Annotated in this window: 14 protein-coding genes; 12 read left to right on the top strand and 2 right to left on the bottom strand. The window is 40.4% G+C overall.

Annotation, left to right across the window (positions count from 1 at the left end; all coding sequences use genetic code 11):
- The first annotated feature begins 1 nt into the window (after window position 1).
- The 5 genes from N1I80_RS14000 to N1I80_RS13980 all read left to right on the top strand — a co-directional run bounded on the left by N1I80_RS14000 (window position 2) and on the right by N1I80_RS13980 (window position 3,726).
- Window positions 2–445 carry a PilW family protein gene (locus tag N1I80_RS14000; RefSeq protein WP_340738483.1) on the top strand — a complete coding sequence of 148 codons (444 nt, stop codon included), beginning with the start codon at window positions 2–4 and terminating at the stop codon, window positions 443–445.
- A gap of 10 nt (window positions 446–455) precedes the next feature.
- Window positions 456–1,847 carry a pilus assembly PilX N-terminal domain-containing protein gene (locus tag N1I80_RS13995; protein ID WP_340738482.1) on the top strand — a complete coding sequence of 464 codons (1,392 nt, stop codon included), beginning with the start codon at window positions 456–458 and terminating at the stop codon, window positions 1,845–1,847.
- 293 nt (window positions 1,848–2,140) lie between these two features.
- Complete coding sequence (locus N1I80_RS13990) at window positions 2,141–2,452, top strand: Rpn family recombination-promoting nuclease/putative transposase (RefSeq protein WP_340738481.1); 312 nt, start codon at window positions 2,141–2,143, stop codon at window positions 2,450–2,452.
- Between the two features lie 432 nt (window positions 2,453–2,884).
- Window positions 2,885–3,253 carry a hypothetical protein gene (locus N1I80_RS13985; RefSeq protein ID WP_340738480.1) on the top strand — a complete coding sequence of 123 codons (369 nt, stop codon included), beginning with the start codon at window positions 2,885–2,887 and terminating at the stop codon, window positions 3,251–3,253.
- Between the two features lie 101 nt (window positions 3,254–3,354).
- The gene (locus N1I80_RS13980; protein ID WP_340738479.1) at window positions 3,355–3,726 is read left to right on the top strand and encodes a hypothetical protein; all 372 of its coding nucleotides are present in this window, start codon (window positions 3,355–3,357) and stop codon (window positions 3,724–3,726) included.
- A gap of 246 nt (window positions 3,727–3,972) precedes the next feature.
- Here N1I80_RS13980 and N1I80_RS13975 read toward each other — a convergent pair whose 3' ends face one another.
- Together N1I80_RS13975 and N1I80_RS13970 are read right to left on the bottom strand one after the other, a co-directional pair.
- A complete protein-coding gene (locus N1I80_RS13975; protein WP_340738478.1) occupies window positions 3,973–4,767 on the bottom strand; it encodes an ATP-grasp domain-containing protein in 795 nt (264 codons plus the stop codon).
- The gene (locus tag N1I80_RS13970; protein WP_340738477.1) at window positions 4,764–5,630 is read right to left on the bottom strand and encodes an ATP-grasp domain-containing protein; all 867 of its coding nucleotides are present in this window, start codon (window positions 5,628–5,630) and stop codon (window positions 4,764–4,766) included. Before N1I80_RS13970 ends, N1I80_RS13975 begins: the two co-directional genes overlap by 4 nt.
- 61 nt (window positions 5,631–5,691) lie before the next feature.
- Here N1I80_RS13970 and N1I80_RS13965 point away from each other — a divergent pair, with 61 nt between their 5' ends.
- From N1I80_RS13965 to N1I80_RS13935, 7 genes are all read left to right on the top strand, one after another.
- Complete coding sequence (locus N1I80_RS13965) at window positions 5,692–6,927, top strand: bifunctional folylpolyglutamate synthase/dihydrofolate synthase (protein ID WP_340738476.1); 1,236 nt, start codon at window positions 5,692–5,694, stop codon at window positions 6,925–6,927.
- 93 nt (window positions 6,928–7,020) lie between these two features.
- Window positions 7,021–8,724: a sensor domain-containing diguanylate cyclase gene (locus N1I80_RS13960; protein WP_340738475.1), complete on the top strand. Its 1,704-nt coding sequence runs from the start codon at window positions 7,021–7,023 to the stop codon at window positions 8,722–8,724.
- Window positions 8,725–8,746: 22 nt separating this feature from the next.
- A complete protein-coding gene (locus tag N1I80_RS13955) occupies window positions 8,747–10,471 on the top strand; it encodes a GGDEF domain-containing protein (RefSeq protein ID WP_340738474.1) in 1,725 nt (574 codons plus the stop codon).
- 248 nt (window positions 10,472–10,719) lie between these two features.
- Complete coding sequence (locus tag N1I80_RS13950) at window positions 10,720–12,045, top strand: VanW family protein (protein WP_340738473.1); 1,326 nt, start codon at window positions 10,720–10,722, stop codon at window positions 12,043–12,045.
- Window positions 12,046–12,073: 28 nt separating this feature from the next.
- Window positions 12,074–13,732, top strand: a complete 1,659-nt coding sequence (locus N1I80_RS13945; protein ID WP_340740048.1) for a GspE/PulE family protein — start codon at window positions 12,074–12,076, stop codon at window positions 13,730–13,732.
- Between the two features lie 60 nt (window positions 13,733–13,792).
- Window positions 13,793–14,836, top strand: coding sequence for a type IV pilus twitching motility protein PilT (locus N1I80_RS13940; protein ID WP_340738472.1), 1,044 nt, complete (start codon window positions 13,793–13,795; stop codon window positions 14,834–14,836).
- Entirely contained in the window at window positions 14,833–16,038 is a 1,206-nt protein-coding gene (locus N1I80_RS13935) for a type II secretion system F family protein (protein ID WP_340738471.1), read from the top strand. The genes N1I80_RS13940 and N1I80_RS13935 overlap by 4 nt, the downstream gene beginning before the upstream one ends.
- Window positions 16,039–16,047 lie beyond the last annotated feature (9 nt).

The following is a 16,047-nucleotide window of genomic DNA, read 5'->3' as shown; positions in this document are numbered from 1 at the left end:
AGTGGAAAACTACACAAACAATGAAAGGGGACTCACATTAGTAGAGTTGCTTGCTGTCATTGCTATTAGTTCCGTCATTATCCTATTAATCCTCAATGTTCATGTTTTTGGACAAAAACAATACAAAGAGCAATCGACCAAAGCAGAGCAATTATATGATGTGTCGTATGTAGCAAAGATCATTACAAAAGAAATTCGGAAATCTATAAGTGCAGAGACGGATGGCTCGAAAATTTTAATTTTAAATAAAAATTTATCTGATGAAATTATCTTTAAAGAGGAAGACAATCAAATATTTATGAATGCTAAACAATTAGTGCGAGGACAAGTAAATTTTACTGAGGTGGGCGGTAAAATTGCAATCACAATTAAAAGTAAGGAAAGAAATGATGCAACGGGAAAAGTCGAAACCAAGGAAATTGAGACAGAAATCTATATGAGGTGAGGTGTTTAATTTGAAGAAACGCTTTCAAAAAAAAAATGAATATGGTTTCACCTTGATCGCAGTTCTAATGGTGCTAGTTGTTCTTTCTATCCTCGGACTAAGTATTAACGCAATTTCTTCCAATTCTGTTAAAACATCAACAGGTGAAAGAGATGACCAGTCGGTGTTTTACATTGCAGAGGCTGGACTGACGGTGGAAATTGCAGAAATAGAAGAAACTACAACTGAAGTCTATAATAGTACAGAAAATGAAGCAGAGTTTTTTAATGTGCTTAATACGAAAATTATAGCCGTATCCAAGCTTTCCTCAACTACTTTCGAAAATACCCAAGGGAAGGAAACTAAGGCGCAGATAGATGTAGAAGAATTAAATACAGGCAATCCAAGGGAATATAAAATCACTTCAGAAGGAACAATTGGAAATAAGGCGAGAAGAGTCAATGCTATCATATCGATAGAATGGTCAGAAAGTAATGAAATAACGGACGACTTATTGTTTTATTCAAAAATATTTAGTTTTCATGGAACAGCAGTAAATGCTGAATCAGGAAGCATAATTATGGATGGAATAGAAACACACAGTTTAAATGGAGGTTCTTCATTAAATATAAAGAACATGTATTTTAATGGACCTGTTTATATGAATGGAGGTTCAGCATCTTTTGGAAGTAAAAATGACCCGGGACATATATATGTAAACGGAGACTTAGATTTTTGGGAAGGAACAAGGAATGTATATGGTGATGTAAGAGTAAATGGTAAATTTAGATTAAAGGATGCTATTATCAATGGAGATGTATATGTAAATGGTGATTTGGAGTTAGGGTGGACTCCCCAAATTAAAAAAAATATATATTATACTGGTAAATTAATAACACCATCAAATTATAATCAATCTTTATTAAGTAAAGTTATAAGAGTGGATAGTGTAGATAGTTTTACAATACCGATAGTTGATTTTGATTTAAAAGAAGATAGTTGGTATATAAATAATGGATACGTAGTTAAAGGTAACGAGACGGGAAACATTCCTCCAAATGCAAAAATGTTAGTTGATAATTATGCAAATAGTAGTTGGCAAAGTATAACGGGGCAAGTAGTTATTGTTAGTAAAGGAGATATAATATTAAGAGGAGGTAGTGGGTTTACGGGTGCGTTAATTGCTCCTAATGGAAAAGTTGAGTATTCGGGAGATGGAGTTTTTAATGGTGTAATAATATCTAAAAATGAGATTAAATTATCTGCAGGTGGTAATACTATAAATTATTTACCATTAAATGAGATATTCGGAAATGATATTCCTTTAATAGTAAATGATAACTCTGATGAAGGTAATAATGAAAATGGTTCGGCAGCAAAAGATGTAAAAGTAACTATAAAATCAAGTATTAAAGAAGAATAGTACCGCCGACACCAATTAGTATCCGGGTGACAGTCACTAGCTCGCGTGATTTTGACAACCGAAACACCCCTTCGACCAATGACTTATTGATCGAAGGGGTGTTTTGGATTCCGAGTGTTTTACATCGTTAATTAGCCATGGGAATGTTTATGCTCAAAATTTAATTTTGAGAGGAGTCCAATTTCGTTGAAAAGTCATTTCTAACGAGGGTCCCGGGTGATTTCTTATAAAAATCACGGCTTAAATCACGTGTTTAAGAGCCGAAAAGAGACCGATTTATTGATAAATATGATATGGTGAAGCACTCGATTTATTATTGGGCGGGCGTTTACCGTGACTCGTTGGGGAAAAATATGAGTTATAAAGAATTGCCCCGTGTTATCGCAATAAATATTTTAAACTTTGATATAGTCAAGCAGGCAGAACGTTTTCATACGAGTTATCATCTGTATGAGGACTTTGAAGGATTTAAGCTGACAGATGTGATTGAATTTCATTTTATTGAGATGCCCAAATTGATCCGTGATTGGCAGGCTGACAAACTGGATCCGTGGAATGATGTATTGGCCAGATGGTTATTGCTGCTTGGCATGGTGGATCGGTAAAATGGAAAGGTGTATGGGGATATAGCGATGAAGGACGAAAGGATGAAGCAGATTTTGGACGAAGCATCCATTGCGCGTGATAAAGAGCTTTGGGATTAGGATAAGAAATTGTGGGAACAAGATAGGCAACTTTTAGAGCAAGCACAGCTGGAATTGGAGAAGACTGCAAGCGTTGGAAATAGCTCGCAAGCTTTTGAAGATGGGGATGGATGTTGATACTGTAGTGATGGCAACACAACTTTCTGAAAAGCAGGTTCTCGACATACAGCAAGAGATACTGTGATTGTAAAAAATGTGTGTTGCAGTATCTTAATCGGCTGGGTGCATCATAAGTGATATCGTAGGATATTAGTAGAAATTCTATACAGCACTCAGCTATATCGAGAAAACAGGCAAACAATCAACTGCTAATATGATGGAGGGAATAAGAAGTTGGCTAAAAAGAAAGACAGTACCCCACGAAGAAAAAAATATAACAAGGCGCAACGGTTACGGGACGCAAAAGCAAAATGGCTGCCGACAGTTACTGCTAAAAATATAGTAAGGTCCTATAGCAAATGGTATGGTGTTGACTTGCTTTGTGCCATTAACGAGTTAGAGATTCTTGGCTACAAATCAAGTGATAATTATAAAAAACAAGTAGAATTATCTATAGCGAGTAAGGCAGATGCAAAAAGAAGGCGCAAGGAAGCGAAAGAAGAGCAAGATGGTGCTCTTTATGGTTCCGACGATACATTTTCTTTCATTGCAGGATATACAGAAGGTGGGGCGCCATTCGGGACTACATGGGAAGAAGAATGAGATAGCCTGACATTCTGTCTACAGCCGCTGGTTGGGATCATCTTTACCTTTCTTTCCACAGTGAAAAAGCCTATACTAGTTATTAAGAGGGGTGATTCGGTATGGAGAAGCAACTACTTGAAATGATGGGGAAAATGATGGAGCAAATGACTGGCATACAGTCTGAGATGAAGGATATGAAAACTGAAATAACAGATATGAAAAGCGAAATGATAGATGTGAAAACCGAAATAACAGGCATGAAAACTGAAATGACAGACATGAAATCTGAAATGAATGTCCGGTTTGATTCAGTGGATAGTAAGCTTGGCTTATTGGATGTGCAGCTAAATAGTGGCTTTAAACAGACGGGTAAACGGTTTGACAAACTTGATAAAACAACTGAAAAGCTAGTGACGCGGGATGTTCGTTTCTTGAAGCATAAAATGCACCAACTTGAGGAGGATGTATTTTTACTGAACAAAAATAATTGATAGGTGTGGAGAAATAATTATCCCGCTGTCAGTTACTCATGCAACTATTGAAATTCAGTAAGAAATAATCTAACAGAAAAAGAACCCGGTGCAGGTTTGTACTTAGGAAAATGATGATTATACCAATATTTAAGCTTCCGATTTAGTCAATCAACGGGGGCCTTTTCAATTGCCCTTGTACCTCCACGTTTTCAAAATGCCCGTCCGATCAAAAATAATCGGCGGGCTATTTTACGTCAAAAAACACTACTCAGCAAGTTTGCCCTTAATATACCCCATCAATTTCCCTGCCACAGAAAAATCATGTGTCGTGTACAGTGACCGTGCACCCACAGGGTCTTCGATTTCATTGAACAGCCATCTGCCATCAGGAAGTAGGATGAAATCGATGCCGATGTAGTCGCTTTTCAATGCCTTGGCGATGCGCTTAGCTTCTTGCTGTTGCCAGTTGGCGAGTGTGTATTGGTCGACGGAGCCGCCGAGTGTGTAGTTCGATTTGAATGTGCCGTTGCCCGTTCGTTTGACAGCACCTACAATTTCCTCGCCAATCATGAAGACGCGAATATCGCGTGCGCCAGATTCGATGTATGGTTGGACGATGATTGTATGGTCATGGAATTGTGCAAAAAAAGCTTCTGCTTGTGTGATAGATGTGCAGAGAACTACTTCTTGACCACCGTGCCCGTCGACCGTTTTCAAAACGCATGGATAGATGTCAATTTGATTGGTACGCTGAATCTTTTTTGTAGGTACTGCCGCCACGCCAAGAAGGGTGGCAAATTCAAATGACTTCAGTTTGTCGTGAGCAATCCGGTTAACTTCGGCTCGGTTGACTAAGTTGAAGCCTTCACTCTCAAACTTTGTAGCCAGACTAGGATTACGATCCCGGAAAAGAATAAAGTCTACGTCTGCATCTGGTTGTTCATCTCCGATGATTAGCTGAAGGTCAATGTCAATTCGCCTAGCTTCCTTCATTAAATCGTCGATGAATAGATGATTTCTTAGCGCTTCACTCTTTGAATAGTAGACGGCGCCTTTCATTCAAGTTTCCTCAAAATATAGGCAATCATTGCATCCGCAACATTGACGCCTGTGACGTTATAGATATTGCGAATATGGGCGGCGGCATTCACTTCGCAGACGAGTGGTTCTTCATTTTCTCCGAATAGTAAATCGACACCCGCAAACTCAGCGCCGACAGCTTCAGCGGCGCGTATCGCTAATGCTCGTTGAGCGTCAGTGAGCTCGACTTCTGACGCCACACCGCCGTTTGTAATGTTAGCTCGGAAATCCGTTTCCGAATGGCGATACATCGCTGCAACGATGTCACCGCCAACGATATTGACCCGGATATCACGTCCGCGACTCGTCGCGATGAATTTCTGGAATACATAATCGACGCCGCGCAATTCATCCGTCTTGTCATAAAACTGCTCTTTTGTTTCAATTAAGTACACTTTCATGCCGAATGAACCATGGCCTTCTTTAATAATCATAGGTAATCCAAGACGCTCCAGTACGCGTTCGTAGTATCCCGAATCCTGAATGGTAAATGCCGGGTACACTTTCGGTGCAATGATTGTTTCGGGCATAGGAATACCAGAAGCAGCTAACTGTAAATATTGTTTTGCTTTGTTATCACAAGTTTCAATAACGTCAGGATCATTGAATACAGCGATCCCAGTAGTTTTCAAAAACTGTGCAAGTAAAATATCTTTGTCCAAAAAGACGACGAAATGGGGACGTTGTTCGATTGGTTTAGTCAAATCTATCAGCACGTCATAATTTTTCTTTAGTTCAGTTCGAATACCAGCACGTTCTGCAGCCTCCTTTAGCAATTCCGCTTGATCTTTAAATTTATCGCTCGTCAAACTACCATTATAAATTACCCAACAACTTAACATTGTGACCCTCCAGCCATGATATACTTTTTCTATGTAAATTCTATCATACGGAGGGGTAACTTTGATTCCCAAAATGGATGAATATAAAAAACGCTGGGCAATTGACAGCGATCATGCGATAAAACCAGGGCTAGAGGCCGTACAGCAAGCACTTGTTCAAGTGGGGAACCCAGAAAGAGATTTACGAATTATTCATGTTGCCGGAACAAATGGCAAAGGGTCAACGATTGCATTTATGGAGGAAATCCTACGGCAGCACGGTTTCTCAACAGCTGTTTTTTCCTCGCCAGCTTTGCTAGATATCCATGATCAAATACGTTTCAATGGACAGCCGATTGCACCAAAGGATTTGGATGCTTCGTTTAAGTTGATGAAAGAGGCGGGCTTGAGTGGGTTGTTGACGGATTTTGAATTACTGACGGTTGCGGCGTTGGTGTCGTTTAGACAATTTGCACCTGACTATGTACTTCTAGAAACGGGTATGGGCGGGGAGTTGGATAGTACCAATGTTGTCGTGCCAATTGTGTCGATTATTACTTCGATTGCGCTCGACCATATGGCATTTCTCGGAGGGACGCTGGAAGAGGTTGCGGCGCATAAAGCGGGCATCATTAAAAGTGGAATACCTATCGTCGTTGGTCCCCTACCTAAAGAGGCGTTAGCCGTCGTGCAACGTATTGCATTGGAGAAGGTTAGTCCTCTATTCACGTACGGAGAGCATTTCAATATAGATGCTCATGATGCATTTTCAGGAATCAGTACTTTCCAGTTGAAGGGGAGGAAGATGAAAGGGCCTCATCAAGCTAACAACGCGGCCGTCGCCATTGAGGCGCTTCTTGCAGCGAGCATAGTACTAGAGGAAGAGAAAGTAGCTACTGCTGTTGCAACGACTCAACTATCCTTTCGCTTTCAAGAAATTTCCCCAGGACTATTTATGGATGGTGCACATAATCCGGCAGCAGCAAAAGTACTTGCAGAAACAATACGATTAGAGTTTCCAGGGGAAAAAGTAGATTTTGTAATAGGGATGTTAAAGGGGAAAGATATTGAGCGGACGTTGGATGAACTCATTCCAGTAGCTGCATCCTTTACTTTTGTGAATTTTCCACATCCTCAAGCTGAAACGGCTGATAAATTGATGGAATATTGTCATCATGAGAGAAAAAGGATGACAAATTACTATACTGATACTATAATACTAGTCAAGGGTAACGAAAGAAGGATAGTGGTGACCGGTTCGTTATATATGATAAACAGACTTATTACCCACAAAGAAGGTACTATTGAAGGAAAGTAGTTTATCGTGACAGATAGTCCAAGGTTTGATAAGTTATATATTAGTTCTATATTTTTGAACTCGTCAGACTTATCTAATTGGGGGTGGAACAGTATGACAGGTGTAAATAGGTCCACTATTAAGTACTTTATAGTGTGGTTACTGATTGTTCCGCCGGGTATGTACATTATTTTGAAAAACTTTCCTCCCGTACAGGTGGACTGGTCTACTGTAGTTATTTTTACAATTCTAAGTTTTTTGGCGATCTATTTTCCTATTACAAAAAATGGTTCGCCGATATTTCTTGTGATGTGGCTGACGATTCCTGCCTTTTTAATGTATGGCTTATTTGTAGAAATCATCGTGATGCAAATTGCTGTTCTTGCCACTTTATTTACAGCTTCGTCCTCATTGTCAGTGGTGATACGATTTTTCTTTAATTCTACACTTTTTTTCTTATTATCAGTTTTAGCAGCCATTGCTTTTTATGCAGTGGGCGGAGAACTTGGATCGAATGCTTTTTGGCCGGTACTTGTAAGTGTCGTTGCTTACCAGCTTGTACATACAATTCTCAATGATATTGTGTTAAGAGTTTATGTACGTTATAAAAGAATTAAGTCACTCTATAGTACGAATGAAATCTTAATGGATTATGCAATTGTTTTGATCATTATACCGATGGCATTATCACTCTATTATATGATTTATATAGTTGGAACAGCTGCATTTTTCCTGTTAACAATTCCGTTTTTCTTTATCACGCTGATTGTTCGTCTTTATAATAATTCAGAGAAGATTAATAGCTATTTGCGGCAGGCTAGTCATATTGGGCAGGAAATCTCCGGAAAGATGACGGAGAAAGAAGTGATTGACCTGTTTGTAAGTAAGGTGTCAACTCTTTTTAAGGTAGAGTTTGCCTATCTTTTTGATCATCAGGAAGATTGGTTAGAAATTATTAGCGCTTATGAATATGGCAAGCCGAAAAACATTGGAACGGAGCGCTTAGCATCTGGACAAGGACTAGCGGGAATGGCGTTGCAGAAAAATGAACCTGTTTTCTATTCAACGAGGGAAGAGTGGCAGGCGGTAGCCACGGGGTATATACCTAGTGAATTACAGAGTGTTCTTTGCATACCGATTACGCGAAATCAGCATATCGAAGCGGTCATGTTGCTTGGTTCCAAAAAGAAATCGGCTTTTGAAGTGTATCAGCTTAAAATTTTAGATATTCTTTGCTCTTACTTCACTGTATCTGTGGAAAAAGCGCGCTATATGCAGGCAGCGGTTACGAAGAATGAGCGCTGTGCATTAACGGGTCTTTATAATTATAGGTACCTCGAGGAGCGACTAGCTTATCTAACAGGTCAAGTGAATAATAAGGTCCATGCGAATTTGTCTGTCGTGATGCTTGATATCGATCATTTTAAAAGGGTCAATGACATGTATGGTCACCAAAGTGGCAACGACATTTTGTATATGTTAGCGAGAAAACTTGAAGCGGCATTGCCGGCTGGTGGGGTTGTCGGTCGATATGGTGGTGAAGAATTTGTCTATATTTTACCTGGGATGTCAAAAGTGGAAGCGTTTGACTTTGCTGAAAACCTGCGCTCTGAAATTGGGGGCCATGACTTTCTGATTGTTCCTGATTTGGGTGAAGACAAATATCCACAAACGATTCATATTACTTGTAGTATGGGGGTTTCATCTGCTCTTGAAGATACGGATGAGGCGATGACCTTGTTGCGCAATGCGGATCGTGCGTTGTATATCGGTGCAAAACAGGCTGGACGCAATCGTGTAGCTCAATATGTGAAGTGAGTATAAGAAAGGAGGCAATTCAATGGAGTTATCCCGAAAAAGACAACTTATTTTAGTAGCAATCTGGATAGCCATTGTTCCTCCTGGTTTCTATTTCACTTTTACTTATATGCCTTCTAAGGACTTCGATTGGGTAACCATCGCTCTTTATCTCATGATTCTTATCATTACAATGATGATGCCTATCCGGCTTTCGAATATCACGATTTCATTGGAGCGTTGGATTACATTTACGGTCTTTTTTCAATATGGTGTATTTGCTGAACTTGTGTTTATGCAAATAGCTATGATTCTTCTTCTTTTTAGCAGCAAAAGCTCTACACCGGCATTCCAACGATTTTTGATCAATTCCTCGATGTTTGCAATTATATCAGTGACGAGCGGAGTGATTTTCCACTTTGTAGGTGGGGAAATCGGTATGTTAGACTTTTCTTCCCTCATATTGTCGGGCGCCATTTACGCAATCACTTATATGGTGATGAATAGCCTAATATTGAAGCTGTTTTTGGTCATAATGTCACGTAAGTATGCGATATGGAGTAAGGTAACCGCTTGGGATTATTCCATAACTATGCTTGTTTTTCCGTTCAGTATTTCTCTTTACTATTTGAATACGTATTTTGGCAATACGTCTATTCTATTGTGCGGAACTCCATTTTTGGTTATTTTATACGTAATTAGGATTTATCACCAATCAGATAAATTGAATGATAAACTATCCTCTGCGACTGTGATTGGCCGTGAGCTCTCGGATCGTCTTGGCTTTGAAGATGTTATTCGAACGTTCATTGTCAATTTACGAAATGTTGTGTCATATGATTATGCCTACGTGTTAGATTTGCAAGCAGGAACACATCTTGTGATGCTTATGGGATCGGAAAATAATGTTGTATCCAAAAATGTGGACCAATTCGATTTTGAATCGAAAGTCATAGTAAATGACGGGCTTGATTTGGAAGCAGCGAAAATTTTAAATACGAAAAAAGACATGGGGACATTGAGAAATTTGAAGTTTTCGTCCTCGGTGAAAAGTGTGATGGTTGTACCCATTAAACGTGATCAGAAAACGGAAGGTTTTTTAATCCTCACCTCCAATCATAAAAATATGTTTCAAGCACTAGATATGAAGATTGTAGAAATGTTGGCTGGTTATTTTGCGGTTTCACTCGTCAAAGCTCGTTTATACGAAAGAACGGTTGAACAGAGTGAACGATGTGGCTTAACGAAATTGTATAACTTCCGCTATTTAGATACAAAATTAGATGAGGAAATCATTCGTTATCATACTGGTGAAATTGATTCACTTTCTACAATTATCTTAGATATTGATTATTTCAAGTCAATAAATGACACATATGGACATCAAAGCGGCAATGACTTATTACGTGCATTGTCAACAGTTCTTCTCGCCTATGTAGGGCCGAGCGTTACACTTGCTAGATACGGAGGAGAGGAGTTCGTGTTCCTTCTCCCGAATAGAGGTAAAGAAGAAACGATTGAATTAGCAGAGGACATTAGGAGAGAAGTAGCGGATACTGTTTTTCGTATCGTCCCGGACCTGTCTGAGGATAGAAGTCCTATTGACGTTCAGATGACGATTAGCATAGGTGTTGCTACTGTACCTGAAGATGCAGAGGATGCCAAATTACTGTTGCGTAATGCAGACCGTGCCCTTTACATTGGTGGCAAGCAGGCCGGAAGGAATCGTGTGGGTGTGTTTTCAGACAAAGAGATTGTGACGGCTTAAAACGAATATTGTCAAATTACCATAGCTTATTAGGCTATGGTTTTTATTATGACTGTTTTTAATAGGTATAAATAACTAATTTATGACGAAAAATAGAATAATAGATAAAAATAAATAAAAGAGTAGTTGCTTATTCCCATCTTTAAGGTATAATTCTAGACTAATAGACATCTTACAAGAATGTTCAGAACAAAAGAATATGATAAGTAAAAAAACAGGCGAATGAAGACGAAGGGGGTAAATCGATAATGAAATACTATTATCCAATCGTTACATGGGGTGTTTTAATTGTTTTCCTGTTGTATCAAGTAATTGCACCGCCTTCAATTGCATCGGCAAAAGGTGATTTGTTAAATGGGTCGATTGCGGGGATTAATGTTGAGGGCAAAAAAATATCTGAAATTGAAGCGCTATTGGCCACAGAGGTGACAGCATGGAAAGAAAGTGACCTCGTCGTTCAAGGAACAACTGCGAAGATCGTCATTCCAAGTAGCTACATTCAATTCGACATTAAAAATACTGCGAAACAATATATAAGTGAATCATCCAAACCGTGGTATAACTTTTTGGGTGGCGATAAAAAAGTTCAATTACCATTACAAGTATCTGTAGATGAAAAAATATATGAAGTTCTCAAGGAAGCTCCACTCTTTTTCGTAGATGAAACTATTGAGGCGATACGAAACCATGGGCGCTATTTGCAAACGGGACCTGTTGAAGCACAAGAAGTTGAGTTGACGAAAGATTTACTAAGTCGCATCTCCTTTGAAACACAGGAAGTTGTCGTTAGTGAAAATGGTCTGTTACCTATCATCAATGCAGTCAATGATACGACGCTATTAAATGGAGAGTCATTTTCATTTTTAGAGAAATTGACTGAGATAGATAGTTTGTATAACGAGGAAACTGCGAATTTCGTTGCTTCTACTTTGTATAGTGCTGTGCTGAAATCAGAAATGGCTATTCAAGAGCGCCATTCGCAACATCAACTTCCGGATTATCTAGTACCTGGAATTGAAGTGAAAGTAGATGCAAAAAGGAAGCAGGATTTTGCATTTATCAACAATACGAACCGTCCAGTCATGATTGAAGCTTTTATAAAAGAAGAACGATTAGTCATTGAATTGTATTCGTTTGAATCAGAAATGAAGGTTGCGTATGATGCATCGAAATTGGAAGTTGTTCAACCGAGAACGATTTATCGACTGACGCCTACTTTAGCAGCGGGGCAGGAGAAAGTGTTGGAAGAAGGCAAGAATGGCTTGCGCGTGCAAGTGAAAAGGCAGCTCCCAGGTGGAGAGATTGAAGTCGTTAGCCGCGATTTTTACCCACCTACAGATAAGGTGATTTTAGTATCCACGCAGACGCCACCTGTATCCATGGTCATACCGGGTGAAGTGATGCCAATAGAATCACAACCGCAGGGGGGAACGTCGACGCAACCAGGTAATCCAAACACTACAACTTCAACTGCTGAAGATGAAACAACCTTTACGGATGAAAATGGCAAACCAATTCCTGAAGGTGCTACGTACGATAAAGGCGGCAATTTAATAACGTCTGACCCACAATAATGAGAAATGGGGTGGCACTGTGGTAAAAATGAAGGCACGAAAAAGGCTCGGGGATTTATTGATGGAAGCGGGTGTCATCAGCCAAAGTCAGTTGGATGAAGCCCTTACGCAGAAGAGTCGAGAGGAAAAGCTCGGGGATTATTTAATAAGGCTACAGGAAATTACTGAACAGCAGCTGATTGAAGTGCTAGAGCTGCAACTGGGCATCCCGCATATCCATTTAAACCAATATGCGATTGAACCGGAACTGATTCAGCTTGTGCCGAAAGAATTAGCCAAGCGTGCGAATTTGATGCCGGTGCGGAAAGATCGCAATAAGCTCCTTGTGGCAATGGCAGACCCGATGGATTACTTCGCTATTGAGGAATTGCGAATGACCACGGGCTATCAAATTGAAACGAGTATCGCAGCGAAAGATGATATTTACCGAACGATTACCAAGTATTATGATCTACAAGAATCGATGGATGATGCACTGGACGATCTGACACCGACAGATTTAGATACTGAAAATCAAATAACAGATGAAGATTCTCCCATTGTGCGCTTGGTCAACCAAATCATTGCCAATGGGGTTGCGCAACGGGCGAGCGATGTTCACTTTGACCCACAGGAATCAGAATTGAAAATTCGTTATCGTGTCGATGGTGTGCTACGAGAGGAACGTTCACTACCTAAAAACATGCAAAACATTATTATTGCACGCGTGAAAATTATGGGGAACTTGAATATTACGGAAAACCGTATACCACAGGATGGACGCATTAAGTCAATCGTCAACTTTAGACCGATTGATATTCGTTTGTCAACGTTACCAACAATTTACGGTGAGAAAATTGTTATGCGGATTCTCGATTTAGGCAGGGCGTTAAACGAGCTCGATGGACTCGGCTTTTCCTACAATAATTTACAACTATTCAAAACGATGCTCGACAAGCCAAACGGCATTATTTTAATAACAGGTCCAACGGGATCTGGGAAATCCTCGACACTGTATGCGGGCTTAAATCACTTGAATAATGAAGAGGTCAATATTATTACTGTTGAAGATCCTGTTGAGTATCAGTTACAGGGAGTTAACCAAATTCAAGTGCGTGATGAGGTAGGCCTAACATTCGCAGCAGGTTTACGCTCCATTCTCAGGCAGGACCCGGATATTATTATGGTCGGGGAAATTCGGGATATGGAAACGGCGCAAATTGCTATCCGTTCTTCATTAACAGGGCATTTGGTACTGAGTACTTTGCATACGAATAATGCGATAGACTCGATTTCCAGGCTGACGGATATGGGCGTTGAACCATACTTACTGTCATCCTCATTAGTAGGCGTTATGGCACAGCGACTCGTGCGACGTGTCTGTCGAGATTGTGCTGTGACACGCGAGCCGCATGAGCATGAAGTGAAGTTATTTACACAATATGGTTTGGAAATTCCGGAAATCGTAATGGGGGCAGGCTGTCCTTCTTGTAATCAGACGGGCTATCGAGGCCGTTTGGCGATTCATGAAATACTACGGATTGATGATACCATCAAAGCGCAAATTATGGGCAAAAATAGCCCAACTGAAATTCGAGAACACGCCAGAAATCAAGGCTTTAAGACTTTGATGGAGGATGGTTTACAAAAAGTTGTTGATGGACTGACGACAACGGAAGAAGTCCTACGTGTAGCAACCTCCGATTAACTTGAATCTGCTGATTCCAAGATTTGAACGCAATTACGCCGATAATGAGGATGTGAAGGAATGTCGAATATCATTGTACAATTGTTGACTCAAGCATATGAAGAACAAGCATCCGATTTGCATCTGTCATTCGGGATTCCGGCCGTTTTTCGGGTCGACGGGCAATTACGTCAACTCGGGGATCGTGTCTATACATCATCAGAATTGCAGCAAATGGTGGAGCATATTCTTCCTGTCAATAAAAAAGAAGATTTTGAAGCGAAAGGGGAAGCCGATTTCAACTATGCGTTGGAAGGCTTATGCCGCTTTCGTGTCAATGCTTATCACCAGCGCGGACAAGTGTCAATTGCAGCTCGCCTCATTTCATCCCAAATACCGACGATCCAGCAATTGGGGATGCCGGATGTGTTGATAGAGCTAGCTGAAAAACCACAAGGACTTATTTTGGTGACAGGTCCAACAGGTTCGGGGAAATCGACGACACTGGCAGCGATGATTGACTATGTCAATGACAATTATGCTAAGCATATTATTACGCTGGAAGATCCGATTGAATACTTGCACCCACATAAAAAATCAATCGTCAATCAGCGTGAAATTGGCATTGATACGCAAAGCTTCGCCAATGGGCTACGGGCTGCGTTACGGCAAGACCCTGAAATCATTCTCGTTGGAGAAATGCGTGACTTAGAAACCATTTCAACAGCTATCACAGCAGCCGAAACAGGTCACTTAGTATTAGCAACCTTGCATACAAGTAGTGCGGCAACAACGATTGACCGAATTATTGACGTTTTTCCACCGCACCAACAAAGTCAAATTCGTATTCAATTGGCAAACGTGCTACAAGGCATTGTATCACAACGATTATTCGTTAAAAAAGATGGTAAAGGGCGTGTGGCGGCAACGGAAATACTTGTCCAAACACCTTCCATTGCCAACCTCATTCGCTCGGAAAAAGTGCATCAGATTCAAAATGTTATGCAAACAAGCCGGAAGTTGGGCATGCATACATTGGAAACATCCATCCAGCAGCTGATGGCAAGTGGAGCTTTGCATTATGACGACGCCAAGCCTTTTTTGAATGAAGGTGAGTTCATATGACGGTTTTTAAATACAGTGGCCGAACCTCGACAGGGGCGATGAAAAAAGGGACTGTCGATGCTGAAAACCAGAATGCTGCTGTAGCTAAGCTGCGTAAACAAGGCATTAATCCAAGGGAAATCGCAGAATCGAAGAGCCTTCTCCATAAGGAGTTATCGCTTGGAGGTAAAGTGAAAAACGAGGATTTTGTTGTCTATTGTCGCCAGTTTGCCACGCTCATTCGGGCAGGGATTTCCCTTGTAGAATCGACGAACATACTAGCGGAGCAATCGACAAGTAAGACGCTGAAAAAAGCATTATTCGCTGTCGAGGAAGATATTCGTACAGGAACAACTTTCTCAGGTGCAGCAGCGAAAAATAGCAAAGTGTTTCCGGCAATGTTTGTCAATATGATTCGCGCAGGAGAAGCGACGGGGAATTTGGATGAAACATTAGAACGACTCGCCAGCTATTATGAAAAACAGCATAATTTAAAGAAGAAAATTGAGTCGATGATGATGTATCCCGCAGTGCTCTTTTTGATGACGATTGTTGTAGTAGTCTTTCTGATGTTGACGATTGTCCCGACATTTGTGGACATGTTCGCTGATTTTGATGCTGAGCTACCAGGTATCACAATATTCGTCATGGGGATTAGTGAGTTTATCCAAGGGTTTTGGTGGTTATTGCTCATCCTTGCAGTAGCAGTAGTCGTTACCTTCAATTATTTATTTAAAAATAATGAGCAATTCCATTACCAAGTGCATTATTTTTTACTGCGTATGCCGGTATTTGGCAAGTTATTGCAAAAAGCAGCCATTGCGCGTATGTCACGTACTCTATCGTCGCTATTTAGTAGTTCAGTCCCGATTTTACAAGCGCTGTCGATTGTTGAAAAAGTGATGGGGAATCCAGTTATGGGGAAAGTTGTACTGGAATCGAGAGCGAGTTTAGAAAAAGGGAGTTCGTTATCTGCACCGCTTCAAAAAAGCTGGCTATTCCCGCCACTTGTCACGCAAATGACACAGATAGGTGAACAAACAGGCTCACTCGATTATATGTTGGAGAAAATTGCCGACTTTTATGAGGATGATGTCGATAGATCGGTGGATACGTTAAAAGGCTTGATAGAACCGTTGATGATTGTCTTTTTAGCAGCAGTCGTTGGGACGATTGTGTTAGCGATTATGGTCCCGATGTTTAGTTTGTACGAGCAGGTTTAAGTAATATGG

The sequence above is a fragment of the Sporosarcina sp. FSL K6-3457 genome (assembly GCF_038007285.1).
In the GTDB taxonomy this organism is placed as follows: Bacteria; Bacillota; Bacilli; order Bacillales_A; family Planococcaceae; genus Sporosarcina.
Note: the sequence above shows the minus strand (reverse complement) of the source record. Positions and strands in the feature narration are given on the sequence as shown.